The organism is Actinobacillus capsulatus DSM 19761 (assembly GCF_000374285.1).
Classification (GTDB): Bacteria; Pseudomonadota; Gammaproteobacteria; order Enterobacterales; family Pasteurellaceae; genus Actinobacillus; species Actinobacillus capsulatus.
Genome location: NZ_KB893949.1, coordinates 30,777 through 55,119, shown reverse-complemented (window position 1 = coordinate 55,119; position 24,343 = coordinate 30,777). Strand labels below are relative to the sequence as shown.

At 41.6% G+C, this 24,343-nt stretch carries 26 protein-coding genes, 1 tRNA gene and 3 pseudogenes; 14 read left to right on the top strand and 16 right to left on the bottom strand.

Annotation, left to right across the window (positions count from 1 at the left end; genetic code table 11):
• A pseudogene (locus C228_RS14520) lies at positions 1–545 on the top strand (hypothetical protein); the annotation flags it as partial.
• 41 nt (positions 546–586) lie between these two features.
• On the opposite strand, the gene C228_RS0112115 reads toward C228_RS14520, so the two are convergent.
• Positions 587–838: a DinI-like family protein gene (locus C228_RS0112115; protein ID WP_018652866.1), complete on the bottom strand. Its 252-nt coding sequence runs from the start codon at positions 836–838 to the stop codon at positions 587–589.
• Between the two features lie 162 nt (positions 839–1,000).
• Between C228_RS0112115 and C228_RS13700 the strand changes: the two are divergent.
• From C228_RS13700 to C228_RS0112085, 6 genes and pseudogenes are all read left to right on the top strand, one after another.
• Positions 1,001–1,849, top strand: a pseudogene (locus C228_RS13700) (ABC transporter substrate-binding protein); the annotation flags it as partial.
• 2 nt (positions 1,850–1,851) lie between these two features.
• The gene (locus C228_RS0112105; RefSeq protein ID WP_018652863.1) at positions 1,852–2,889 is read left to right on the top strand and encodes a FecCD family ABC transporter permease; all 1,038 of its coding nucleotides are present in this window, start codon (positions 1,852–1,854) and stop codon (positions 2,887–2,889) included.
• A 15-nt stretch (positions 2,890–2,904) separates the two neighbouring features.
• Positions 2,905–3,672 carry an ABC transporter ATP-binding protein gene (locus C228_RS0112100; RefSeq protein ID WP_018652862.1) on the top strand — a complete coding sequence of 256 codons (768 nt, stop codon included), beginning with the start codon at positions 2,905–2,907 and terminating at the stop codon, positions 3,670–3,672.
• A 9-nt stretch (positions 3,673–3,681) separates the two neighbouring features.
• Positions 3,682–4,113: a pseudoazurin gene (locus C228_RS0112095; RefSeq protein WP_018652861.1), complete on the top strand. Its 432-nt coding sequence runs from the start codon at positions 3,682–3,684 to the stop codon at positions 4,111–4,113.
• A gap of 8 nt (positions 4,114–4,121) precedes the next feature.
• The gene (locus C228_RS0112090) at positions 4,122–5,231 is read left to right on the top strand and encodes an ABC transporter substrate-binding protein (protein ID WP_018652860.1); all 1,110 of its coding nucleotides are present in this window, start codon (positions 4,122–4,124) and stop codon (positions 5,229–5,231) included.
• Positions 5,232–5,286: 55 nt separating this feature from the next.
• Entirely contained in the window at positions 5,287–6,138 is an 852-nt protein-coding gene (locus C228_RS0112085) for an ATP-grasp domain-containing protein (protein WP_018652859.1), read from the top strand.
• 42 nt (positions 6,139–6,180) lie between these two features.
• Here the strand turns inward: C228_RS0112085 and torD are convergent, their stop codons facing one another.
• The 3 genes from torD to C228_RS0112070 are packed head-to-tail and all read right to left on the bottom strand — an operon-like array spanning position 6,181 to position 9,890.
• Positions 6,181–6,777, bottom strand: a complete 597-nt coding sequence (gene torD / locus C228_RS0112080) for a molecular chaperone TorD (protein WP_018652858.1) — start codon at positions 6,775–6,777, stop codon at positions 6,181–6,183.
• Positions 6,777–9,260 (bottom strand): trimethylamine-N-oxide reductase TorA, encoded by a 2,484-nt coding sequence (gene torA, locus C228_RS0112075; RefSeq protein ID WP_018652857.1) that lies wholly within the window; start codon positions 9,258–9,260, stop codon positions 6,777–6,779. Before torA ends, torD begins: the two co-directional genes overlap by 1 nt.
• 9 nt (positions 9,261–9,269) lie before the next feature.
• Positions 9,270–9,890 (bottom strand): hypothetical protein, encoded by a 621-nt coding sequence (locus C228_RS0112070; RefSeq protein WP_018652856.1) that lies wholly within the window; start codon positions 9,888–9,890, stop codon positions 9,270–9,272.
• A gap of 191 nt (positions 9,891–10,081) precedes the next feature.
• On the opposite strand from C228_RS0112070, the gene glyQ reads away from it, so the two are divergent.
• The 7 genes and pseudogenes from glyQ to xerC all read left to right on the top strand — a co-directional run bounded on the left by glyQ (position 10,082) and on the right by xerC (position 16,661).
• Entirely contained in the window at positions 10,082–10,990 is a 909-nt protein-coding gene (glyQ, locus tag C228_RS0112065) for a glycine--tRNA ligase subunit alpha (RefSeq protein ID WP_014992346.1), read from the top strand.
• 49 nt (positions 10,991–11,039) lie between these two features.
• Entirely contained in the window at positions 11,040–11,663 is a 624-nt protein-coding gene (locus tag C228_RS0112060; RefSeq protein ID WP_018652855.1) for a DUF1349 domain-containing protein, read from the top strand.
• Positions 11,664–11,761: 98 nt separating this feature from the next.
• Positions 11,762–12,118, top strand: a pseudogene (locus C228_RS15020) (DUF1016 N-terminal domain-containing protein); the annotation flags it as partial.
• The gene (locus tag C228_RS15015) at positions 12,113–12,703 is read left to right on the top strand and encodes a PDDEXK nuclease domain-containing protein (protein WP_281109883.1); all 591 of its coding nucleotides are present in this window, start codon (positions 12,113–12,115) and stop codon (positions 12,701–12,703) included. The pseudogene C228_RS15020 and the gene C228_RS15015, both read left to right, overlap by 6 nt.
• Positions 12,704–13,081: 378 nt before the next feature.
• Complete coding sequence (gene glyS, locus C228_RS0112050) at positions 13,082–15,244, top strand: glycine--tRNA ligase subunit beta (protein ID WP_018652853.1); 2,163 nt, start codon at positions 13,082–13,084, stop codon at positions 15,242–15,244.
• A gap of 119 nt (positions 15,245–15,363) precedes the next feature.
• Positions 15,364–15,654, top strand: coding sequence for a DUF5377 family protein (locus tag C228_RS0112045; RefSeq protein WP_018652852.1), 291 nt, complete (start codon positions 15,364–15,366; stop codon positions 15,652–15,654).
• Between the two features lie 89 nt (positions 15,655–15,743).
• On the top strand, positions 15,744–16,661 hold the full coding sequence (gene xerC, locus C228_RS0112040) for a tyrosine recombinase XerC (protein ID WP_026313296.1): 918 nt from the start codon (positions 15,744–15,746) through the stop codon (positions 16,659–16,661).
• On the opposite strand, the gene C228_RS0112035 is transcribed toward xerC, so the two are convergent.
• From C228_RS0112035 to C228_RS0111980, 12 genes are all read right to left on the bottom strand, one after another.
• Positions 16,662–17,054, bottom strand: a complete 393-nt coding sequence (locus C228_RS0112035; protein ID WP_018652850.1) for a YbaN family protein — start codon at positions 17,052–17,054, stop codon at positions 16,662–16,664.
• Positions 17,055–17,117: 63 nt separating this feature from the next.
• A complete protein-coding gene (locus C228_RS0112030) occupies positions 17,118–17,909 on the bottom strand; it encodes a glycosyltransferase family A protein (RefSeq protein ID WP_018652849.1) in 792 nt (263 codons plus the stop codon).
• Positions 17,906–18,604 carry a UDP-2,3-diacylglucosamine diphosphatase gene (gene lpxH, locus C228_RS0112025; RefSeq protein WP_026313295.1) on the bottom strand — a complete coding sequence of 233 codons (699 nt, stop codon included), beginning with the start codon at positions 18,602–18,604 and terminating at the stop codon, positions 17,906–17,908. The genes C228_RS0112030 and lpxH overlap by 4 nt, the downstream gene beginning before the upstream one ends.
• A 66-nt stretch (positions 18,605–18,670) precedes the next feature.
• Positions 18,671–19,195: a DUF1523 family protein gene (locus tag C228_RS0112020; protein ID WP_018652847.1), complete on the bottom strand. Its 525-nt coding sequence runs from the start codon at positions 19,193–19,195 to the stop codon at positions 18,671–18,673.
• 33 nt (positions 19,196–19,228) lie between these two features.
• A complete protein-coding gene (locus C228_RS0112015) occupies positions 19,229–20,017 on the bottom strand; it encodes a TatD family hydrolase (RefSeq protein ID WP_018652846.1) in 789 nt (262 codons plus the stop codon).
• A 9-nt stretch (positions 20,018–20,026) separates the two neighbouring features.
• Positions 20,027–20,311 carry a type II toxin-antitoxin system RelE/ParE family toxin gene (locus C228_RS0112010; RefSeq protein WP_018652845.1) on the bottom strand — a complete coding sequence of 95 codons (285 nt, stop codon included), beginning with the start codon at positions 20,309–20,311 and terminating at the stop codon, positions 20,027–20,029.
• The gene (locus C228_RS0112005) at positions 20,304–20,546 is read right to left on the bottom strand and encodes a type II toxin-antitoxin system ParD family antitoxin (protein ID WP_018652844.1); all 243 of its coding nucleotides are present in this window, start codon (positions 20,544–20,546) and stop codon (positions 20,304–20,306) included. The genes C228_RS0112010 and C228_RS0112005 overlap by 8 nt, the downstream gene beginning before the upstream one ends.
• Positions 20,547–20,640: 94 nt before the next feature.
• Entirely contained in the window at positions 20,641–21,501 is an 861-nt protein-coding gene (locus tag C228_RS0112000) for a protein NO VEIN domain-containing protein (protein ID WP_018652843.1), read from the bottom strand.
• Positions 21,501–22,484, bottom strand: coding sequence for a DNA polymerase III subunit delta' (locus C228_RS0111995; RefSeq protein WP_018652842.1), 984 nt, complete (start codon positions 22,482–22,484; stop codon positions 21,501–21,503). Before C228_RS0111995 ends, C228_RS0112000 begins: the two co-directional genes overlap by 1 nt.
• A 2-nt stretch (positions 22,485–22,486) precedes the next feature.
• The gene (gene tmk / locus C228_RS0111990; RefSeq protein WP_018652841.1) at positions 22,487–23,113 is read right to left on the bottom strand and encodes a dTMP kinase; all 627 of its coding nucleotides are present in this window, start codon (positions 23,111–23,113) and stop codon (positions 22,487–22,489) included.
• A gap of 1 nt (position 23,114) precedes the next feature.
• Entirely contained in the window at positions 23,115–24,149 is a 1,035-nt protein-coding gene (gene mltG, locus C228_RS0111985) for an endolytic transglycosylase MltG (RefSeq protein ID WP_018652840.1), read from the bottom strand.
• Positions 24,150–24,267: 118 nt separating this feature from the next.
• Positions 24,268–24,343 (bottom strand) — tRNA-Lys (locus C228_RS0111980).

Here is a 24,343-nt window from a genome sequence, read left to right as displayed (position 1 = left end):
ACAAGCGGTTAGACAAGCAAATAAAGAAAGAAATCATTAATAAAATCAATGACTTTAAAGGATTTAAAGACTTAAACAGTCTATCTAGCTGGTTATTATTTAGCGGCACTCAAGTCAGCACATTTGATGAACTATTCAGTAAAGATTTTTGGCATTGTATTAGGCAAAGCGATTACCCACAAGCTGACGGCTATTTAGATGGAGTGGAAGTAATTCAAGAATCATTTCATACATTACTCCCTAAGCATTCAGATAATCCGAAAGCATTATTTGTGTTAGATCCGCCCTATCTTTGCACAAAACAAGAGAGTTACAAGCAGGCAACATACTTTGACTTAGTTGATTTTCTGCGCTTGATACATTTAACAAGACCGCCGTATTTGTTCTTCAGTAGCACTAAATCTGAATTTATACGGTTTATTGACGCAATGATTGATGATAAATGGGATAACTGGCAAGCGTTTGATAAATATGAGCGTATAACCTTGCAAACATCAGCAAGTTATAATGGCAAGTATGAGGATAATTTAGTCTATAAATTTTAAATTTAAAGCCCCTTTAATGATGACTTAAAGGGGCTTTAATGTTATTCATCAAGTAAAAATGGATCTTCCCATAACTCTTCTAAAAATACTAAAAACTTGTTTTTTTCATCGCCTTTAAAACCCGATAATTCAAAGCCTGATGAGCTTGAGAATCTAATTCTAACTTCCACATTTTGGAATTTCTCAGATATTCTGTTTGGTAGCCTTTGTGTTAGCTTTTGTATCGTCCTTTCTTGTTCTTCAAGCTTCTTACTATCTCGTTCTTTAACGAATCTTATATCAAGCATTTTCATAATTTTACCTCTTTGATTACTGATTTTGCATACAGTATAAGACAAGTAAAATTATCATGTCAATATATACAGTAGTTTTTGTTTGCAAAATATTTTGCATAAAAGCGTTTTGGGTAATGCAAAATATTTCGCGATTCTATGCAAAAAAAAATGCGCCCTTACATACCGAAACTAAATCAGTTGGAAGATATTGGAGAAGTAGAAGTTGGAACTTTCTCGATCGAGAAAATTTTAGCGCTTAAACCGGATTTCGTGCTGATGGCGGATTGGCAATTTAAAGCGTTAGATTCTGATTTAGAACCGTTATAAACGGCGGGGATTCCGGTCGTGGTGGTGGATTATTTAGCGCAAACGGTCGATAAACACGTTAAATCCACCGAGATTATCGGTCAATTAACTGGACAAGAAGCTAAAGCAAAACAGTTAAATGATGAATACAAAGCGATTGTGAAGGATATTCAAGACCGTGTTGCGAAGGCAAATTTACCGAAACCGAAAGTCTATGTTGAATTCGGTAATAAAGGGCCGGCGGAGCATAGCTTTACCTTCGGTAAAAGTATGTGGGGCGCGATGATTGATTTGGTCGGTGCAGAAAATATTGCTAAAAATGCGGTGGAATTTTACAGCCCGATCAATCCGGAATTGGTAGTTGCGGCTAAACCGGATGTAGTGATTATTTCCGGACGAGAAACCGAGTTGAAGAAAAATCCGGAAGCAATGGTGGCGGGCTTTAATATTGATAAACAAGAAGTGCAAAAACGCTTAGCTGGTTTTGCTAAACGTCCGGGCTGGTCTGAATTACCGGCAATTAAAAATCAGCGCTTATACGGTGTATATCATGCCAATTCTCGTACGCTTTCCGATAGTGCTTCAATTCAATTTGTGGCAAAAGCGATTTATCCGGAGCTATTCAAAGATTTAGACCCTACCAAAACTTATCAAGAATTTTACCGTAAAAACTTACCTCTCGTACCGCAAGGGACTTTCTATCTCTATCCAGAGAATAAATAGTCATGAGTCAAATAACGATTGAAAAGATCGTACAAAACCAACGCAAGCTGGAACGCAAGCGTTGGTTTATCGTTCTTATTTTCCTTGCGATTAGTTTAATCAGTTTGGTATTTGATATTGTAACCGGTCCTTCTATGTTGCCGTTGGATGAAGTGGTAAAAGCGTTATTACGTTTTGAGGACGTGGAAACCACTACGAACGTTATCGTCTATGATTTACGTTTACCCATGGCATTAATGGCTTTGGTGGTTGGGGTGGCATTAGGCGTTGGTGGCGCGGAGATTCAAACTTTGCTAAATAACCCGATGGCAAGCCCTTATACCTTAGGTTTAGCCGCAGCGGCAGGTTTAGGCGCTTCAACGGTAATTGCGTTCGGTGGTTTCGGTTTGCCTTCGGCGTTTGCCGTGCCATTAGGCGCCTTTGTGATGACCATGTTGGCATCCGGTATTTTGTTTGTGTTTGCCTCAATGCGCCGTTTTAGTTCGGCGATGTTGGTGTTAGTCGGTATTGCGTTATTGTTTTTATTTCAATCACTTTTATCTCTGATTCAATTTATTGCCGCACCGGAAATTTCGCAACAAATTCTGTTTTGGTTATTCGGTAGTTTAACCAAAGCAACTTGGGAAAATCTCTCAATTGCGACGGTAGTGACCATTGTGTGCGTTAGCTTACTTGCAAAAGATTTATGGAAATTGACCGCTTTACGTTTAGGTGAGGCACGTGCGCTGAGTCTAGGGATCAACTTGCAACGCTTGCGTTTAAAAACGTTAGTCTTGGTAGCGATTATGACCGCAACTGCAATTAGCTTTGTCGGCATTATCGGCTTTATCGGTTTGGTCGCACCGCACGTAGCGCGGATGTTATTGGGCGAAGATCAACGCTTTTTCCTACCCGGTGCAATGCTTATCGGCGCAGCATTTTTATCGGTTGCATCGGTATTATCCAAAGTGATTGTACCCGGCGCATTGTTTCCAGTGGGCATTATTACCTCATTTGTTGGCGTGCCTTTCTTCTTTTGGATTGTGCTTACTAAGAAATAACAAGCGGTAGAATTTATGTTAAAACTTGCAAATGTACATATTAAGCGAGGCTCGCTTGTTATTGCCGACCAATTAGATTTATCACTCGAAAAGGGTAAAGTCTATACGGTATTAGGCCCAAACGGAGCGGGCAAATCCTCACTATTAAAAACGATTTTTGGTGAAATCGGCTATAAAGGGCAAATTCATTATGCGGATCAGATACTGAATAAACGAGCTATTTCGGCATGGCGTAACCGTATCGGCTATATGCCGCAAGATACGCAAGTTGACGCATCGTTGACCGCATTAGAAGTGATTTTACTCGGCAGAATGGAAGCACTAAATATGCACGTGAGTGACGAGTTGTTGACCGAAGTCGCCACCATTATGCAGAAACTCGGCATTGCACATCTCGCTCATCAAGATGTGATGCAGCTAAGTGGCGGTCAGCGACAAATGGTGATGTTTGCCCAAGTGTTATTGCGTCAGCCGGAAATCTTATTGTTGGATGAGCCGGTCAGTGCGTTAGATATGCACCACCAAATCAATTTATTGGAACACGTTTGTCAATATACGCAACAAAATAATCTGATTACGATCATAGTGCTGCATGACCTGAGCCTTGCCGCTCAATTTTCTGATCAGGTGATTTTATTGGGTAACGGTAAATTACAAGCTTTCGGTGACGCAAAACAAGTGTTACAGGCTGATCTTATTCGTCAGTTGTATAACGTTGAGATTGAAATTTTATATGACAGTACTGGACAACCGGTGATTCGTCCGTTACGTCATTCACATTAGGAGTAAAAAATGAAAAAAGTATTATTAGCAACCTTACTCGCTTTTTCAGGCAGTGTATTGGCTGCAGATCACGAAGTTAAAATGTTAGATAACGGTAAAGACGGTGGTATGGTGTTTGAACCGGGCTTTTTAAAAGCGGAAGTTGGCGATACGGTCACTTTCGTGCCAACTAATAAAGGTCATTGGGTGCAAAGTAAAGCAGTGCCGGAAGGCGCAGAGAAATTCCTCTCGAAAGAAGATGAACAATTTAGTTTAACGCTTACTCATGAAGGGGTTTACGTATATGTTTGCCCTCCACATCGTATGATGAATATGAGCGGTATTATCCAAGTAGGCAAACCGACAAATTTAGAAAATGCGACCAAAGAAGTTGAGAAAATTGAAAAGCGTACCACAGAGCATAAAGGCCGTTTATTTGAATATCTCGAGCAAGTGAAATAAGGATGACAATGAAAAAGCAGTATTTTAAACATCTTATTGCCAGCATGTTACTATTTGCCGGAGTTTCGGCGCAAGCGGAAGTAAAAGTGTTACAAGACGTATTGGATCGCCAAGTGAAAGTTGATGTACCTGCGAAACGTATTGTGCTTGGTTTTTATTATCCGGATTATATTGCCGCAACCGGTTCGGAGAATTTTAAAAATGTCGTCGGTATTTCGCGTGAGTTTTGGGAAAAATTTAACCCCGGTAGCTGGGCTTTATTTAGTAAAGCGTTACCGAATTTAGCGGAAATGGCAGATATCGGTAATATCAATACCGGGACGTTCTCGTTAGAAAAAACTTTAGCGTTAAAACCGGACGTATTGGTGTTAGCCGATTGGCAATATCAAACGATTGCCACCGATATTCCTCGTATCGAACAAGCGGGTATTCCGATTGTCGTAGTGGATTTTAATGCACAAACCGTAGCGAAACATACGAAAAGTATCCAACTTTTCGGACAACTTGCCGGTACGGAAATACGTGCAAATCAGATCGCCAACGAATATGAACAAGGAATTAAAAAAGCGATCCAACAACGTGTAGCGGCAAGCGGTCAAAAACCACCGAAAATTTACGTTGAATTCGGTAACAAAGGTCCGGCGGAATATAGCTTCACTTTCGGTAAAAATATGTGGGGAGCGATTGCGAATACGGTTGGTGGCGACAATATTGCCGAACCGTTTATTGAAAACTGGGGACCTATTAATCCGGAGCAATTTTTAGCCTCTAATCCGGAGGTGGTGATTATTTCCGGTACGGAAATGGGCATTGATAAAAATGCCGAAATTATGGCGATGGGGATTAATATCAGTGAAGCGGATGCGCAAAAACGACTTGCCGGTTTTACTCAGCGTGCCGGTTGGTCGAACGTGCCAGCGGTGAAAAAAGGCAATGTGTACGGTATTTATCACACCGCGTCTCGTTCGATTACCGACTTAGCCAGTGCACAATTTATGGCGAAAACGCTTTATCCGGAACAGTTTAAAGATATTGATCCGGAGAAAACCTATTTGGATTTTCACCGTCAATATTTGCCGATTGTACCGCAAGGCACATTTTTTATTAAGTTAAAATAACCCATCAATTTAGTGGCAAGCGGGCTTTGGCTCACTTGCCTTTTTTGAGTCGATTATGTCACATTCGATTGCCATTACTACCTGCCAAACTTACCCCAATCTTCCTGATAATTTACAACCACTGGTTCGCTTACTACAGGCTAACGGACTGCAAGTGAAAGTGGCTTGTTGGCAAAATCAGCCGCAAGCTGATGTTATCTTACCGCTTTGTGCGTGGGACTACGCCCAACAGCCGGAATGCTTCCGCCAATGGCTGCAACAAGCGGTCGAATTTGGGCAAAAATTTGCAAATCCCGTTCGGTTAATGGATTGGAATATGCACAAAAGCTATTTACTGGATTTACAACAAATGGGTGTAGATGTGATTCCAAGCCAACTGTTATTGGCGGATCTCGCCCAAATCCAGACCGCTTGTCAGCCGTACCACCAAAACGGACAAACTGTGGTGATCAAACCGGCGATCGGGCAGAGCGGTAATGCGGTCATCAAATGGCAAGCGGATCAACCCATACCGGATTTTAGCTCCTATTTGGGACAACAAGTCGTGTTACAACCCTATATTAAGGAAGTGGCGGAGAATGGCGAAACTAGTTTGATTTTCTTTGCCGGTGAGTTTAGTCATGCGGTAAGACGCCAACCGCCCAAAGGCGAATGGCGGGCAAATTCAGCTTATGGCGTAGCAATCTTACCAGTAGTTCCTCCACAAAATATTATTCGACAAGCACGAGATGTTTTGATGAGATTGCCTGAAATGCCAAGCTATGCACGGGTGGATGGTACGATTATGGGTGATCGATTTTTGCTGAATGAATTGGAATTGATCGAACCGGCATTGTACCTGCATACGGATCCGCAAGCGGCGGCACGATTTGCACAGGTACTTATGCAAAAAATAACAGAAATTTGACCGCTTAACGGACGCTAAATCAGCGTCCGTTAAGCTTTGTGGTTAAGCAATATCTTGCTGTAGAAAGCCGAGTAACAAATTGCTAATTATTTGATAAAACACGGTACTACTGTGAATTTGGGCGGTTTTCTCCACCCATTGCGGTAGCCAGCTGAGTAATTGCTGTCGGATAAATTGCTGCTGAATCTGAGCCGGCTGTTCCGTTTCAATCAGTTTGATCAACACTTCTAAATAAATACAGAGGTGATCGCTTGGCTCATTATGTAACCTATTGATTTTAAGCTGAAATTTCGTTAGCCGTTGATCCATTACCGCAAGATTCTCACTGAGATCTCGTTCATCCAAGTAGTAAGAGGCGTAAGGCAGCGCACTTAATTTGCCCTCCAATAAAAAGCATTGCGCAAAATCCGCCGCCAGTTCTAAGCGAGGTGAATCGTAAGCGGTCAATTTTGCCAATTCATTTTGCAAGTCGGCAACCTGTGGCTGAAAGCCAAGCTCGGCAAAAAATGCAAAAAATGAGGCAAATTGACCCGCTTGTAATGCGTGTAACTGCGGTTCCGATAGCTCTTTGGCGAGTAACGAATGGAACCAGCGATAACAAAATAGTCGTTCTTCCGAACTGAGTAATTGCGTTGCCATTAACGAGCTACCTCTGTCGGGCCGCTGAAACCGTTCGCCGCCGGTGCATCGCCTTGCCATTTTTCTACATTCACTAAACAGGTACTGACGCAAGTCGCTTGAGATAAACTTGAAGCGCCGATATCGAGTGTTAGCGTATTCGGGCAGCCGTAAGTATCAATTGCACCCACACTTTCATCAAGCGGTGAGAACCACGCTCCTTCTTGTAAACGCACTATACCGCTTGGGAAGTTATCGGATAACACCGCACCCACCAACACTTGCCCACGTTCGTTATAGACACGTACTAAATCGCCGTCTTTAATGCCTAATTTTTCTGCGTCTTGCGGATTCATATAAAACGGTTCTCGTCCTTGCACGCTGTAGGTTTCACGTAACGATTTGGCTTCACACAGTTGTGAATGTAAGCGTTTATCCGGATGCACGGATTGTAGCCAGAACGGATATTTATCCGATTTCGGACCGCCGTGCGAACGTTCCGCTTTTTCAAACCACATCGGGTGGCCTTTACAGTCGGCATAACCGAAACTCGCAATTTTACGGCTAAAGATTTCGATAAAGCCGGAAGGTGTGCCGAGCGAATGTAATTCCGGATCTTCACGGAAATCAGCATGACGTACCCAAGGTTTGCCTTCTGGGAATAGCACATAGCCTTTTTGCCAAAATTCAGCGAAAGACGGCATAGCAAATTTGCCACGGTTTTCATTGCGACAATCTTTGTATAAACGTTCTAACCACGCCATTTCGCCCATGTCTCGGCAATATTCTTTTTCTTTGCCGAATCGGCGACATAAGTCTTTGAAAATTTCAAAATCAGGGCGGGATTCATATAACGGCTCAATCAATTTTTGCATCGCTAAAACGCCTCGGTTGCTGTAAGAACCATAAGCATCAATATCGTTACGTTCAAACGGTGTACAAGCCGGTAAAACAATATCGGAGAAACGACAAGTTGCCGTCCAGCTATAGTTAATCGATACCACGGTTTCCAATTTTTGGAAGGCTCGTTTCATCTTATTCAAATCGGATTGGCGGCTCCATTGGTTACAACCGGAGAAAATTGCCATTTTATACGGTGCATAGGTAATTTTTCTGCCGTTGTAATCAATGGTTTTACCTGAGTGAAGTAAAGAATCGGTAGTACGAGCGACCGGAATCACCTCACTATAACCTTGGTAATCTTTATTAGTATATTTAGCGGTTTGTCCTTCGTCTAAATTAGACGGGAAGGATCCCGGCATTGCCGCACCGGAACTAGATACACCGATAGAGCTGTAATGGTGTGAATAACTGATACCACCGCCGGCAAGCCCAATTTGTCCGAGCATAGCGGCTAAAACCGCGCCCATCCAGTAAGGCTGTTCACCGTGTTGTTGGCGTTGAATCGCCCAACCGAAAATCAGTTGGGTACGTTTACCGGCTAACATACGGGCAAATTTACGGATTTCTTCCGCTTCAATACCGCAAATCGGTGCCGCCCATTCGGCAGTTTTCTCAAGTTTGTCTTCGGTTTCGCCGAGTAAGTAAGGCACAAATTGCTCAAAACCGAGCGTGTACATATCAATAAACGCTTTGTCGTATAAATTCTCACGATACAAAGTGTGAGCAATAGCCAACATAAACGGCACATCCGCTTGCGGATTGATATAAAGCTGTTTACAGCCAAGGAAGTTTTGCGTTTTGCTTTTCACCGGATCAATGCTAATGACATTGATTTTTTGTTCCGCCACTTTCTGTTTAAGCTGTGCTAAGTAGCCGTAAGATTCGTGCGTTTCGCAGTTCCAGCCAACTTGCAAGTTTTTGACTGGATCGCTTGCCCAGAAAATTAAATTCTCGGTTTCTTTAAGAATAACTTCCCACGATGTCCCTTGTGAATACACTTCGGTTGAGCCTAACACATAAGGTAAAATGGTTTGCCCCGCACCGGTGGAGTAATCGCCGACAGTGCCAACGCTCGAGCCGTGCATCGCAATAGCGCGGATCATATGGTTACCGCAGCTATGGAATTGACCGGAAGAACGCCAACCGACATTGGCGGTATGTAATGCCCAAGGGCCGTAATTTTGCTGAATACGCTCAAGTTCTTCATAGAAAAGGTCAAGCGCTTCGTCCCAACTGACACGCACAAAACGGTTATCGCCACGTTGTGTTCTATTACTGTTGTGACGGTTTTTGAGCCAATCCAAACGCACCATCGGATAACGAATGCGTGCTTCACCGTACACCAAGTCTTTAATGCCGTTAATCATTTCGGTCGGGTGTTTATCCAGTTCGAACGGCTTAATTTCGGCAATGCGACCGTTTTCAATTTTTGCTCGCACCGCCCCCCATTGCGCACCGGTAATTTTCCAGCCGTTTTCGACCGCTTGTGAAGCTTCGGCATTTGCTCTCGGCACAAGGAAATTCGGCATCGCCATAGAAGCCGCCATCAGCGACATATTTTTTAAGAATTGACGGCGTGAAGTTGAAAGTGATGATGACATACAAACTCCTTATTTAGCGGCTTTCGGTTGGCTGTCTGAAGCGTGCATTTGCAAATAACGTAGCACTTGTTTACGGGTCGGCTCGTCCATATCGGTAAAGCCGACCATACCGTTAAATACGGCAACCCATTCGTTCGCATCGTGCATTTTGGTATCACGTTGTTTGTGGCAAACGCTACATTCGGTCTTAAAAGTTTGCTCCGCATTCGCCCAAAAATCGGTCAGGCTGTCGGTAAATTTAGAATTTTTTACCCACGCTTGTAATTTGACTTTCTGCCAAATTAAACCGGTAAGCGGATCTTCTTTCTTCTCAAGCACTTCAAACGTAGGGTTATTTTGCATAAAGTTTTTATCCATTACCGCATCGGTAATTTGTTTAGAAAATTGGTTATACCAAATGCGGCCGAAACCTTTGGTTTTACGCCACATTTCCAATTCAATTTGCGAGGCATTTTGTTTGGATTGCAATAGTTTAATCGGCACACCGGCTTCAAGTTGTCCAATGGATTGCTTGAGTGATTCGTCAGCGAAAAGGACTAATTCGGAGGGAGTGTAAGCGGTTGAGTTTTGGGCGAAACTTGCAGAACAGAATGTCAGCAAACTTACGCCAAGCAGCCAAACAGATTTCATAGAAAACCTCGGAGGATAATGTTTAATTATTCAACTATTTTAACAAAAATAGGCTTAAAGCTATGTTGATATAAGTCATAAAATAATAACTATTCTTATTCGGAAAGAAATTTGCAAAAAATTTCCAAAATTCGACCGCTTACAGGCTATAATAACCAGTATTTTTGAACGAATTTTTTAGGAATAGCAAAATGACAACAAAATTTAATGTAAAAACATTCCAAGGTATGATATTAGCCCTACAAGATTACTGGGCAAACGTAGGTTGCACCATTGTTCAGCCGTTTGATATGGAAGTGGGCGCAGGTACTTCTCACCCGATGACCGCACTTCGTGCCTTAGGCCCTGAGCCAATGGCATTCGCTTACGTTCAACCATCTCGCCGCCCAACGGACGGTCGTTACGGCGAAAACCCAAACCGTTTACAGCATTACTACCAATTCCAAGTGGTAATTAAGCCATCTCCGGATAACATTCAAGAACTCTATTTAGGCTCACTTAAAATGTTAGGTTTCGACCCAACTCAACACGATATTCGTTTCGTGGAAGACAACTGGGAAAACCCAACGTTAGGTGCGTGGGGCTTAGGCTGGGAAGTGTGGCTCAACGGTATGGAAGTGACCCAATTTACCTATTTCCAACAAGTTGGCGGTTTAGAGTGTAAACCGGTCACCGGCGAAGTTACCTACGGTTTAGAACGTTTAGCAATGTATATTCAAGGCGTGGACAGCGTGTACGACTTAGTATGGTCCGACGGTCCACTTGGAAAAACTACTTACGGCGACGTGTTCCACCAAAACGAAGTAGAGCAATCAACTTACAACTTTGAATACGCAGATGTGGATTTCTTATTCAAAGCGTTCGAACAATACGAAAAAGAAGCGACTGAATTATTAGCATTAGAAAAACCGTTACCATTACCGGCTTACGAACGCATTTTAAAAGCAGCACACAGCTTCAATATGTTAGACGCTCGCAAAGCGATTTCGGTAACCGAACGCCAACGTTATATCTTACGCATTCGCACCTTAACCAAAGGTGTGGCAGAGGCGTATTACGCAAGCCGTGAGGCTCTTGGTTTCCCAGGCTGTAAAAAATAATGTAGGGTGTGTTTGCGACAAGCGGTGAAATGTCTCGGAGATTTTGCAAATGAGCCAGAAAATGCAGTTTGAGAGCAGTAAATTAATGTGGTGGAATGAACCGAAATCTTATTTCATTAGCGAAGGAAAGATCGAAATTACCACCGAACCGCACACCGATTTGTGGCAGAAAACGTACTATCATTTCAAAAATGATAATGCCCCAATGCTACAAATTGACACGGAAGAGCAATACTTTTCCTTTGTGGTAAAAACCGATTTTTCAGGTAGCCAACACCGCTTTGACCAATGTGGTGTGGTAATGTATCTCGACAGCGAAAATTGGCTCAAAGCCTCGGTGGAATATGAAAACGGTGATTTTCAGCATTTAGGTTCGGTGGTAACCAATCAAGGTTATTCCGATTGGGCAACTACTGAACTTCCCGCAAGTGTAAAAGCAATGTGGTATCGTCTTAGCCGTAGAGGACAAGATTTTCGTATTGAATGTTCTCAAGACGGCGTGAATTTCAGCCAAATGCGAATTTGCCATATGGCAAACGCCACAGGGAAAATCCACTTCGGTGTTTATGCCTGTAGCCCTGAAGATTCCTCATTTAAAGCGGTGTTTACCGATTTAAAAATAACCGCTTGTGAGTGGCAAGCCCACGAGGGGCAATTGCCTGATGATGATTAAGTGGAAGTGTGTGGAGCAAACAAATGAGTAAGCTAATCACAGCGAATGACAACTTAATCCAAAGCATTGCCCAAATTATCGAATAAGCCAAAAGCCAAGTTCGCCAAACAGTTAATACAGCAATGGTTCAGAGTTATTGGGAAATTGGGCGATTATTGGTGGAAGATGAACAGCAAGGCGAAGAGCGTGCCAAGTACGGCAAAGCGATTTTGCAGAATGTTTCGGAACGTTTAACTGCGATGTATGGTAAAGGGTTTGATGTTCGTAATTTACGAAATATGCGTTCTTTCTACCTAACATTTCCAATTCGGAACGCACTGCGTGCCGAATTAAGTTGGACGCATTACCGCTCACTTATGCGGATAGAAAATCCACAGGCTCGAGATTGGTATATTAAAGAAACGATAGAAAATAACTGGTCTGCTCGTGCTTTAGAGCGCCAAATTTCTGTGCTGTACTACGAACGCTTATTGGCAAGCCAAAACAAAGTTTTAGTTGAGCAAGAAGCTTCTGAGAAAACTGAACCATTAAAAGAAACTATCCAAGATTACTTGCGTGATCCGTATATTTTAGATTTCTTGAATTTACAGGATAAAACCTATCAAGAAACTGATATAGAGCAGGCGATAATCAGCAATCTTCAACAGTTTTTGTTAGAACTTGGTAAAGGGTTTGCGTTTGTTGAACGCCAAAAACGTTTACGGTTTGATGATGAAGATTTTTATATCGACTTAGTATTTTACAACTTCAAACTCAAATGCTTTTTGCTGATTGACCTCAAAATCGGCAAGCTCAAGCACCAAGACATCGGGCAAATGGATACCTATGTGCGGTTGTATGATGAGCAATTTAAAGGCGAAGATGACAACCCAACCATTGGCTTGGTATTATGTAGCGAACAAAGCGAAGCGATAGCAAAATACTCGGTATTAGCCGATCGCAAACAGATTTTTAGTGCCAAGTATCTACCTTATTTGCCAACGGAGTTGGAGTTGAAAGCACAGCTGGAAAGGGTGAGGGTGCAAATTGAAACCACCTAGCACGAACCGTGCTAGGCTACATAATCCTAGCCACGCTGTGGCTGTTGCCAAGAGCCACAACGTGGCTCAGGTTACAGAACCCCACACGGCTCGTGTGGGGAAAGCGGTGGGGATTTGTAGGTTTTTTGCAAATTTGAGATCGCACAAATCTCCCCTAACCCCTCTTTACTAAAGAGGGGGATAAGATCTCCAAAAATGTTGAGATTTGTGTTCTTCATCAACAATCAAAAATTTGAAATGTGAATTAGTCCGTAAAATTTAATTTTTGTACAAACCCAGTCCCCCTCTTTAGCAAAGAGGGGTTAGGGGAGATTTGGCAGAAATGGAAGCGAAGTACGATATATAATATTTACAAATAATTTAACAAAGAGATAAACAATGACAACACAAAACTTCCTCGCCGAGATCGGCACTGAAGAGTTGCCACCGAAGGCACTCAAAAAATTAGCGACCGCATTTGCGGAGAATGTAGAAAACGAATTAAACCAAGCGGGTTTATCATTCGAGAAAGTGGAATGGTTTGCTGCACCACGCCGTTTGGCAGTGAAGGTGTTAGGTTTGGCGACCGCTCAACCAAGCAAAGAAATTGAGAAGCGTGGTCCTGCGGTGTCAGCGGCATTTGATACAGATGGAAACCCAACCAAAGCAGCAGAAGGCTGGGCGAGAGGCTGTGGCATTACTGTTGATCAAGCAGAGCGTCTTGTTACCGATAAGGGCGAATGGTTGGTTCACCGTGCGGTGATTGAGGGTCAGCCGACCAAAAATTTATTGGTGGACATTATCTCTCGTTCTTTAGCGAATTTACCGATTCCAAAAATGATGCGTTGGGGCGATAAAACCGAGCAATTCGTGCGCCCTGTGCATACGGTAACTTTATTCTTTGGTGCTGAGCTAATCGAAGGCGAAATTTTAGGCGTAAAAATCGCTAACGTGGTACGTGGGCACCGTTTCTTAGGCGAACGTGAATTTACTATTTCACACGCAGACGAATACCTTACCGCATTACGTGAAAAAGGTATGGTTGTTGCCGATTTCAACGAGCGTAAAGCGTTGATTCTTGCAAAATCGCAAGAAAAAGCGACCGCTTTAGGTGGCGTAGCAGACATCGAAGAAGACTTATTAGATGAAGTAACTTCATTAGTAGAATTTCCGAACGTATTAACCGCAAAATTTGAAGAGCGTTTCCTTGCTGTGCCTGCGGAAGCATTGGTTTACACCATGAAAGGTGACCAAAAATACTTCCCGATCTATGATAAAGAGGGCAAATTATTACCGCACTTTATCTTTGTTTCGAACATCAATCCGGAAGATCCAACCGCAATCATCGAAGGTAACGAAAAAGTGGTTCGTCCACGTTTAACCGATGCGGAATTCTTCTTCAAAACCGACTTAAAACAGCGTTTAGAAGATCGCTTACCACGCCTTGAAACCGTGTTGTTCCAACAACAGTTAGGTACGTTACGTGATAAAACCGCTCGTATCGAAGCATTAGCAGGCGAAATCGCAGCGCAAATCGGTGCAGACAAGGCGAAAGCAGAGCGTGCGGGCTTACTTTCTAAATGCGACTTAATGACCAATATGGTATTTGAGTTTACCGACACGCAAGGTGTGATGGGTATGCACTACGCGCGTCACGATGGCGAAGATGAAGAAGTCGCAGTAGCGTTAAACGAACAATATATGCCACGTTTCGCAGGCGATGAATTACCGAAATCGTTAGTTGCTTGCTCAGTAGCATTAGCGGACAAATTCGACACGCTCACGGGGATTTTCGGTATCGGTCAAGCACCGAAAGGCAGCGCTGACCCATTCGCACTACGTCGTGCGGCATTAGGTTCGCTTCGTATTATCGTAGAGAAAAATCTACCGCTTGATCTTGAAGATCTTGTTGGCTATGCAATTAGTTCTTACAAGGTTCAGGATGATATTAAAAAACAAAATTCTGAATTTTTCCAAATGCAGCCTTTACCTGATGATTTAACTCCATTCTCTCGTGGTGAAAATGGAAGAATTGTTACTAAAAAAGAGCTTATTGATGAAGTTGTAGACTTTATGCTCGGTCGTTTCCGTGCGTGGTATCAAGATGAAGGTATTGCCGTGGACGTTATCCAAGCCGTGCTTGCTCGCCGTCCGACACGTCCAGCGGATTTTGACGCGCGTGTGCGTGCAGTGTCGCATTTCCGTACCTTAGATTCAGCGGAAGCGTTAGCAGCAGCGAATAAACGTGTAAGCAACATTTTAGCGAAAGTGGAAGGTGAAATCTCAACCGAAATTGACCGCACTTTATTAGTTGAAGCAGAAGAAAAAGCTCTTGCAGAACAAGTTATCGCATTACAAACCGAACTTGCACCGAAATTTGCAAATGGCGAATATCAAGTGGCGCTTGATCGTTTAGCAAGCTTACGTGAAACGGTGGATAATTTCTTCGATAAAGTCATGGTTAATGCAGAAGATGAAAAACTTCGCCGCAACCGCCAAGCGATTTTGAATAATTTACGTAACTTGTTCTTACAAGTAGCGGATATTTCCGTTTTACAATAATGAGTTTAAATTAGACCGCTTGTTTAAGCGGTCTAATTTTAGACAGAATGGGTAAAGGCTAATCGCTAATCCGATCCCTATTAAATTTCTAGTAAATACAGCAATAATAAGGAAGCAATATGTCAGTAAAAACCGAACTTTTATTTAGTAATCATTGGAATGTGCGTGTCAGTGATCCGGGTGAAGAAGGTAATGTAAACCATTTTTTTGAAACGGTATTTATCACATTGGAAGCGAAAATTGATGGTTCGCAAACGCAGTATGAGTTCACGCGTAAAGTGGAAGAAGATGTCAAAATTCAGCGTAGCTTTACTGATGTAAATGAACTCTTTGAGTTTTTAGGCGATTATTTAAGCCCAGTGGCGTTAGGTAATGTTGGTGTACGTATCGGTCAACTTAAGCTAGCTTAATTGAAATAAGCGGTTATTTTTGTAAAAAATTTTGCAAATTTGACCGCTTGTTTTTCTCCTCTATTCAGCTCTTTCTACATTTTACCATGATGCTAAATTCACAAAACGCCCTTTATTTGAACACTAAACCATATTGGGATTATCTGCGTATTGAAAAGCAGGTCAGTCCGCATACCCTAAGCAATTATCAACGTCAATTATTGGCTGTTAGTGAAATGTTTAGTCAGGTGGGGATAAGTACTTGGCAAGAGGTTAATGCGGCTGCTGTACGTTGGATGCTTACACAAAGCCATAAGCAAGGGCTGAGCGCTAAAAGTATCGGCTTACGTTTAGTGGCATTACGTCAGTGGTTTAATTATTTAGTTCAACAGCAACAAATGACGATGAATCCGGCGTTAGGCATTAAATCGCCGAAAGTTGGCAAGCATTTACCGAAAAATATTGATGCGGAGCAAGTCGGGCAATTACTCAATGTTGAAACGAACGAGCCGCTTGAGTTACGTGATTTGGCGATGATGGAATTAATGTATAGTTCCGGATTACGTTTATCTGAGTTACAAGGCTTAGATCTCGGCGATATGGATTTAGCTGCGTGTGAAGTGAAGGTGTTAGGTAAAGGTAATAAGGAACGTATTTTGCCGATCGGTACGAAAGCTTTACAGGCATTGCAGGCTTGGCTTGGGGTGCGCCATGATTTTAATCCGCAGGATAATGCGCTGTTTTTAAATAAAACAGGCGGGAGATTATCACATCGTTCGATTCAACTTGCGATGCAGAAATGGGGCAAAAAGCAGGGATTAGAAACGCATTTACATCCACATAAATTACGCCATTCATTTGCTACTCATATGTTGGAAGCGAGCGGTGATTTGCGTGCAGTGCAAGAATTATTGGGGCATAGCAGTTTATCAACTACTCAAATCTATACTAGTTTAGATTTTCAACATCTTGCACAAATTTATGATGTGGCTCACCCGAGGGCGAGACGCAAAAAAGAAGAGGAATAGTTAAGCGTTTGAACGTGTTTGAGTTTGGGTTTCGGCAGGTAATGTTTCCATTTTGCACAAGAAATACCAATACTGACAGATAACCACGGCAACTAATGTCAGTTTGCCCCAAATATTCGGTAGTACGAAAAATGAGAACAGGCAGAATGGTGCTGAAATCATTAAGATGGTAATCTTTTGTTTCATCGTCATCGCACGTTTTTCATCATAATCTTTTAAATATTTTTGATAGATTTTAGTGCGTGTAAACCATTGTTGTAACTGAGGCGAGCTTTTACTAAAGCAGAAAAGTGCAAGTAACAAAAAAGGCGTGGTCGGCAAGCCCGGTAAAATCGCGCCTAAAATCCCAAGCCCAATACATAAAAAACCGATAGCGATATAAAATAGTCTCATAGTTATTACATTTGATAATTAATCTCAAGCGCAAATACTAGACCTATTTTCGCTAATTTTCAACTAATTCCACTGAATATTTAATGGTTTTATCCCAAGCTTTTTGGTTTCAAGACATGTTTTAAGCTGCGTGATTTGTTCACAAATTTTATCTGTTACCGCTTGTGCTTCAGCCATTTTTTCTGCCGTTATCCCTAGGGGTGTTTTATCAAATAAGATGGCGTCTAATAAACGTTCGGCGTGCATACCGTGACGACAATAATGTAACACGCCGGCATCATTAAATGCCGTAGCAACCGCACTAATTTGTGTGGTGGCCATACCTAAAGCGCCATCTTCACCGCCTAATTCTCTGAAGAGTTGGTGCTGGGGAAAGCCTCCGCAAGCGAGAAAGAATACACGGCGAAACACGGTATTACCGCCACAAGTCATTCGCATATGTTGCCAAGCGTATTCAAAATTCGGGTGGTTGCTATAACGTTCGGGCATATCTACCGGTTTTAGTGCAAGACGTACCACACTGACCTCTGGTCGGAAAGTGAAAATGCCTTCGGCAATTTGTAAAGCATGATCTTCGTAGGCATCATCCGCATCTAAAAAAGCGATAAAGTCGGCTTCGCTTTGTAATGCGCCCCAATTGCGTGCTTTCGCCGCACCACCGTTTTTTGGCATTCGATCTACACGAATTTTATGCGGTACTTGTGATTGAAGATGTTGAGCTAGTACTAGCGTATTATCGGTTGAAGCATCGTCAATTAGCCATAATGTACCTAATTGTGGTTGGTTTAACGCACTTTGTACCGCACGCACCAACGTTTGTTCAGCGTTATAGCAAGGAATAATCACATCTATCATATAAACTCAAATCCCTGTTCATCAAATTTTAAAACGGAAGCGTAATCCGCTTTCCAATCACCGAGGACAATACGGGTAAATTCCGCTTCGGAATGTACCGCTTGGCGGTGGGTGTGACCATGAATCAGATAAGTTGCACCAAAGCGTTTTACCGTTTCTGCAGTAAATGCCGGATTTACGTCCATAATGTCGGCGGATTTATGTTGTTTATCTTGTTTGCTTTTGGCACGAATTTTCTGTGCAATACGAATTCGCAGAGAGAGCGGCAAACGTAAAAAGAGCCACTGCAGCCATTTCTGATGTACTTTACGGCGTAATTGTTGGTATTTCACATCATCAATGCAAAGCGTATCGCCGTGGCAAATCAGCGTTTTGTGACCGTATAAATCAAGCAGATGATAATTAGGCAAAATTTCTATACCGGTTTCTTGGGCAAAGCGTTGGCTCAATAAGAAGTCACGGTTTCCGCAAATAAAATAGCATTTTACACCGCTTGTGGTGAGGGTTTTTAGAGCGTTTTTCACTTGGTCTATAAGCTCGGATTGCTCGTCATCGCCAATCCAGAAATCAAAGAAATCACCTAAGATATACACACTTTCTGCAAGCGGTGCTTTTTGTCGCATAAATTGCAAAAAGTGTTCGGTGATCTGAGGCTGTGCCTCGTTGAGGTGTAGGTCTGCAATAAAATAAATCATTTCGCTCGCAATAAAAAAACGGTTCAATTTGCTAAATTTTAGCAAAATTGAACCGCTTGGAATAGGTTATTCGCTACGGAAGATGCCGCGAATAAATTGAATAGACAGGAAGAAGAGCAATGCTAATACACCGTAGAGAATATAACTGAAAATCGGCATTGAACTGCTTTCGCCTTCGGCTAACGGTTTGATTGACACAATGTTTCTAAACTCGTTTAAGAAATTGATTCGCCAGCCGTAATATTTAATTTGCACCAATTGTTTTTCATTCGCATACGCTTGGGCTTTGGCTTGAATATCGGCAGAACCGAATTTGAAATAAGGCGGTAAGCCCCAACCGGTATCTTCGTTACGATATACCATCACTTTTTTAGTTTCCGGATTTTCGGTAAACAAGAAATACACATCACGTACTTCACCGTCTGCTGGATTGGCCTTACTGATGATGCCGTCTTTATCCATACGGCGCACTTCCATACCGGTTACCGTTGTGGTTTCATAGCTTGGCATTGCATAATTGACCACACCACCCAACACAATAAAAAATGAGAGTGAGACGAGAATTAGAAAATATTTTAAAATCGCTTTCATTTTGGTTCCTTATTTAATCTTTAACTTGATAGATTAGAGTTTAATATTGAATAAGTTTTGCACATTTTCGGTAGTAATGCGAGCTAATTCTTCCGTTGAAACGCCTTTTAGTGCGGCAAGATACTCACAAGTTTCACGCACGTAAGCCGGCTGATTCGGCTTACCACGGTACGGAATCGGTGCCAGATAAGGCGAATCGGTTTCAACCAATAAACGATCACTCGGTACTTTGCGTACCACATCACGCAATTCTTCCGCATTACGGAAGGTGATAATCCCTGAAATCGAGATATAGAAACCGATATCTAATGCACGTTTTGCCATATCCCAATCTTCGGTAAAGCAGTGCAGCACGCCGCCGCAATTCTCCGCTTTGCCTGCAATCAGCATATCCATTGTGTCTTGACGCGCTGAACGAGTATGGATAACAAGAGGTTTATTCACTTTATTAGCAATTTCAATTTGTTGTGAAAACAGCGATTGTTGTAACGCTTTCGTTTCCGGCGTATAGTGGTAATCTAAGCCAGTTTCGCCAATCGCAACCACTTTTTCATCTTGTGCGAGAGCGAGTAGTTTGTCGTAATCAAACTGTTCGTCTTCAACATTTAACGGATGAACGCCACAAGAAAGCGAGACATCATTACGATGCGCAGTTAAGGATTTCATCGCTTCAAAACGTCCAAGTGTAGTACAAATCGAAATAAAATGATGTACGCCACGCGCTTTAGCATTTTCGATTACTTCGTCCACGTTTTTATGGCGAGTTTCATAATCTAAAGCATCTAAATGACAATGTGAATCGATAATAAATAAGTCTTTCAATGTTGTTTCCTACATATAATATTTGTGATCCATTCTATTGTTTAGAATACGAACCACTAAAATATAGTTTGGTTTAATTTGATAATAAATAGTATGAGATTGGCAAACAAAACTAAAAATATTTAAACCAATCTCACTTCGAGAAATACCCATTTGGGGAAAGGAAGCGATATTTTCTAACGTCTTTTTTAGCTGGTTTAAGTATTCATCTGATTGCTTATGTCCAAATTGTTCTGTTGTATAGTGGGTAATAGCGGTTAGATCTTGCTTAGCTTTTACCGAAAACTTATACATTAGCACTACCCCTTGCTTGTGTAACGATTTCATCAAAAGAATCATTACATTCGCCGCTATCAATACCTTCTTTAATAGAATGACGTAATTGTACGAGATATTGCTCTTTTTCTTCTAACAAGCGTAAAGCAGTACGCACCACTTCACTTGTTGAACCGTAACGCCCACTTTCTACCATTTGATTAACGAAATCATTTAATGGCTCGCCTAAAGTAACACTGGTTGTTCTTGCCATACTAAGCTCCTTTGTGTGAATTATTCATACAATAGCAGTTACTTGAACATAAGTAAACGAAAGGCGATAAATTATTATCGCCTTATCAGAAATTCTATTTTATTTTCACTTTATATGTGATTTCTTCCTCATAACCGATAGATTTTATATAAGCAATAGGATTTTGAATTTCTTCAACTTCTCCTTTTTTGTTTTTTAAATCAGTTATTCTAACCAAATAAATAAAAGCATTATCTCCTTTGCTTTCTAAAATATTCCATTCATTCTGTGAAAGATAAAAGACACGATTTTTAGGATTTAAATTAGATTTAACTTCTATAAAGCGTTCTTCATTCTTGGATTTAGAATGTAAGTCATAGCCGGCACCAACATCATCTAAATGACACCGTTCAATTATGGCATTAGGATTACGTTGTCTTTCGTATTGATATGCAATTTCTTCACCAACGTCCCCAACCTTAGTTCTTCTTGCAAGCAACTTTGAAAAATCATATTTTGAGATTTTTCTCTTATAATCTTTTCCATCAAATGATTTAACAATATGTAACGGTTTAATGATATCTTCAGAATATACTTCTAAAAAATGAATTTCATCGACTTTATCTAATATTTTCTTTAAAGTAGTATTCTCTTTAATCCATTTTTTAAATTGTGTAATAACTTCGTTATCAATATATTTACCAAGTTCCCATTCTCGACTTAGAACTTTCTCAATTAGTTTTTGGGTATCTGTTCCATTATTACAATAATAGTGATCTTCTCGATACTTTGAAACGGAGTTGTTTTTAAAAGCAGAGAATTTTGAAACTGCAAAGTAATACTTTTCATCTATTTCAGTGTAGAGAAAATATGTTGGGTTGCTTCCTAATAAAGTTCGAATTTTATCCGATGACTTAGGAAATTTAATAATATTCTGATAAATATCATTTTCTGTTTCTACAAATACATTGTTCATTATTCGAATACTTCTAAAACAAGTTTGGTCAAACAATCCAACAACATCAATTCCAAATTAACCGCATTGACTTGCTGTAAGTCTTGGCGGGTTTGCTGCAGAATTTGGTGACCTTTTAGCAGCGCTTGGGCGGAGAGTTGTTGGCTAAATGGCAGAATACCGGCTTGTAAATCCGGATTTGTCCAACCGACGGCGATATCCATTTTGGCTTTTAACGCATCGGCAAAAAAGCTATCCAACCATTCTAATTGCTGCAATACCAGTTCCTTTTCTTTATTGAATGCGGTAAAGAGTAGCAATACATCTCGGCTTTTAAAGAAGCGCCAAAAGGTTTGCAAAAAGGTTTTACGGGCTTGCAAGCGGTCATTTTCTAAAAAATTTTTGCAAATCAGCGGGCGTTGATGACATAAACGCATCGCAATTTCACAAGAAGCGAAATCGACACCGCTACAGTTTGCTTGCAACCAATCTAACGCAATATCCGTTTCCGGCGGATGAATTAACCAGGTTTGGCAGCGACTTTGAATGGTCGGGAGCATTGCTCCTTGTAATGGAGCTTCAAGCAGAAAATAAACGCTGTTATGCGGTTCTTCAAGCGTTTTTAAGAGAGCATTGCTGCTTGCTTCGGTTAGGCGTTCTGCACCTCGGATATATACCACCGCATTGCCGCCTTGTTGCGAGAAGTTTTGCAATTTGGCATTGGTTTCACGCACTTGATCAATACCGATATCTTTACCGTCAATCGGCTCTAAAATATGGAAATCAGGGTGGTTTCCGGTAGCAGTCAATAAACAACTTTTACACTGTTGGCAAGCTTGTTCCCCGTGCGGATTTTGGCAAAGCAGCCAATGCGCAAAGTGACGAATAAGCGTTTCCGTCCCTAAACCCGAATCGGTTTTAAATAACAGGGCGTGATGACCACGCCCATGCAAAAAGGATTCTGTCAGTTGTTGATAAGTGTGTTGAAGCCAAGGATATAGCATATTTATTTTGCAATTTTTAAGAAGTTTTCGACCGCTTGTTGAATATCTGCGGCAACTTGTTCGATAGATTGTTCCGCATTGATGATTACCGCTTTCTCGTTATTTTGCGTCAGTTCCAAATAACGTTGACGTGTGCGATAAAAGAAATCGAGACTTTGCTGTTCAATGCGATCCAATTCGCCTCGGCCACGTGCGCGAGCTAAACCGACCGCAGGATCAATATCTAAATAGATGGTTAAATCAGGTTCAAATTTACCTAAAACGGTTTCTTTTAAGGTTTCGAGTAAGTGACGATCAATTTGACGTCCACCGCCTTGATAGGCTTGTGAAGACATATCGTGACGATCGCCCAACACCCATTTGCCTTCTGCCAATGCCGGTTTAATCACGTTTTCGACTAACTGAATGCGTGCCGCATATAACATTAGTAATTCGGCTTTATCGCTGACTGCTTCTTCGGTTTCGTGTTTGATTAAATGGCGTAACTTTTCCGCTAACGGTGTACCACCGGGTTCACGGGTTTGTACCACGTTTTTGCCCGCTTTTTCCAGCTGAGCCAAAATTGCTTGATGTGCGGTGGTTTTACCTGCACCCTCTAAACCTTCCAGAACAATAAATTTTCCACGCATCTTATTTTTTCTCAAGTTTTCTGTTTCGTTCAATTTTGATCCATTCACGAACCGCTTGATTGTGTTCATTTAAGGTTTTACTAAATTTGTGTCCGCCTGTTCCGTCTGCCACGAAATAGAGATACGGTGTATTATCCGGTTGTGATACAGCTTTTAATGCCGCTTCGCTTGGCATTGCAATCGGGGTTGGCGGTAAGCCATCAATCACATAAGTATTATACGGTGTTGCTTCCTCTAAATCTTTTCGACGAATATTGCCGTTGTAACGGTTGCCCATGCCGTAAATCACGGTCGGGTCGGTTTGCAATTTCATTTTTAATCTGAGGCGATTAATAAACACGGAAGCCACTTGTGGGCGCTCACTCGCAACTGCAGTTTCTTTTTCCACGATAGAAGCCAAAATCAGCATTTCATACGGGGTTGCAAGCGGTAGATTTTCCGCACGATTTTGCCAAGCGTTATCCAATGCTTTTTGTTGTTTTTGATAAGCTCGTTTAAGTAATTCCAAATCGCTTGAGTTCGGAGCATAACTATAGGTATCTGGAGCAATCCAGCCTTCAAGTTTTTCATGGGCAATACCAAGCAGTTGAGCGATTTCCGCTTCGGATTTTCCGGTTAACGTATGTTGCATATAGCTTGCTTTTGCTAACTGCTCACGCCAAACCTTAAAGGTTTTACCTTCAATAAATTGCACGTTAAGTTGGACTTCTTTGCCAGAACTAAAATGTTTCAGCAAATCTTCAACCGTATTCAGTCCGTTCAGTGAATAAGTACCTGCTTTGAATTTACTGAGTTCCGGTTTAAAGCGTATAAGGTAGGGCAGTAAGTTTACATCATCATGACTAACGATGCCTTGTTCTTCCAGCAATTGTGCCAGTTTTTGGCTGGATATGCCTTTTTCTAACAGAAAGAATTGATCTGCTTTAGCGGTGATTGAATGTTTGGCTAAACTATTGAGTTTTTGGTAGCCGTAGAATACGCCGCCTAAAGCGACAACGCCGATTAAACCGAGTGAAATAACAAGTTTTTTGATCATTAAATAAGTTCGCTGTAAATGACGTGTTGAATAATTGCAGTAAAAATGCAGTGAATTTTACACTATAAACACAAAATAAGCGGTGATTTTTTCAAGAAAATTTGCAAGGAAGTAGAAGTGGTGGGTCGTGAAGGATTCGAACCTTCGACCAACGGATTAAAAGTCCGCTGCTCTACCGACTGAGCTAACGACCC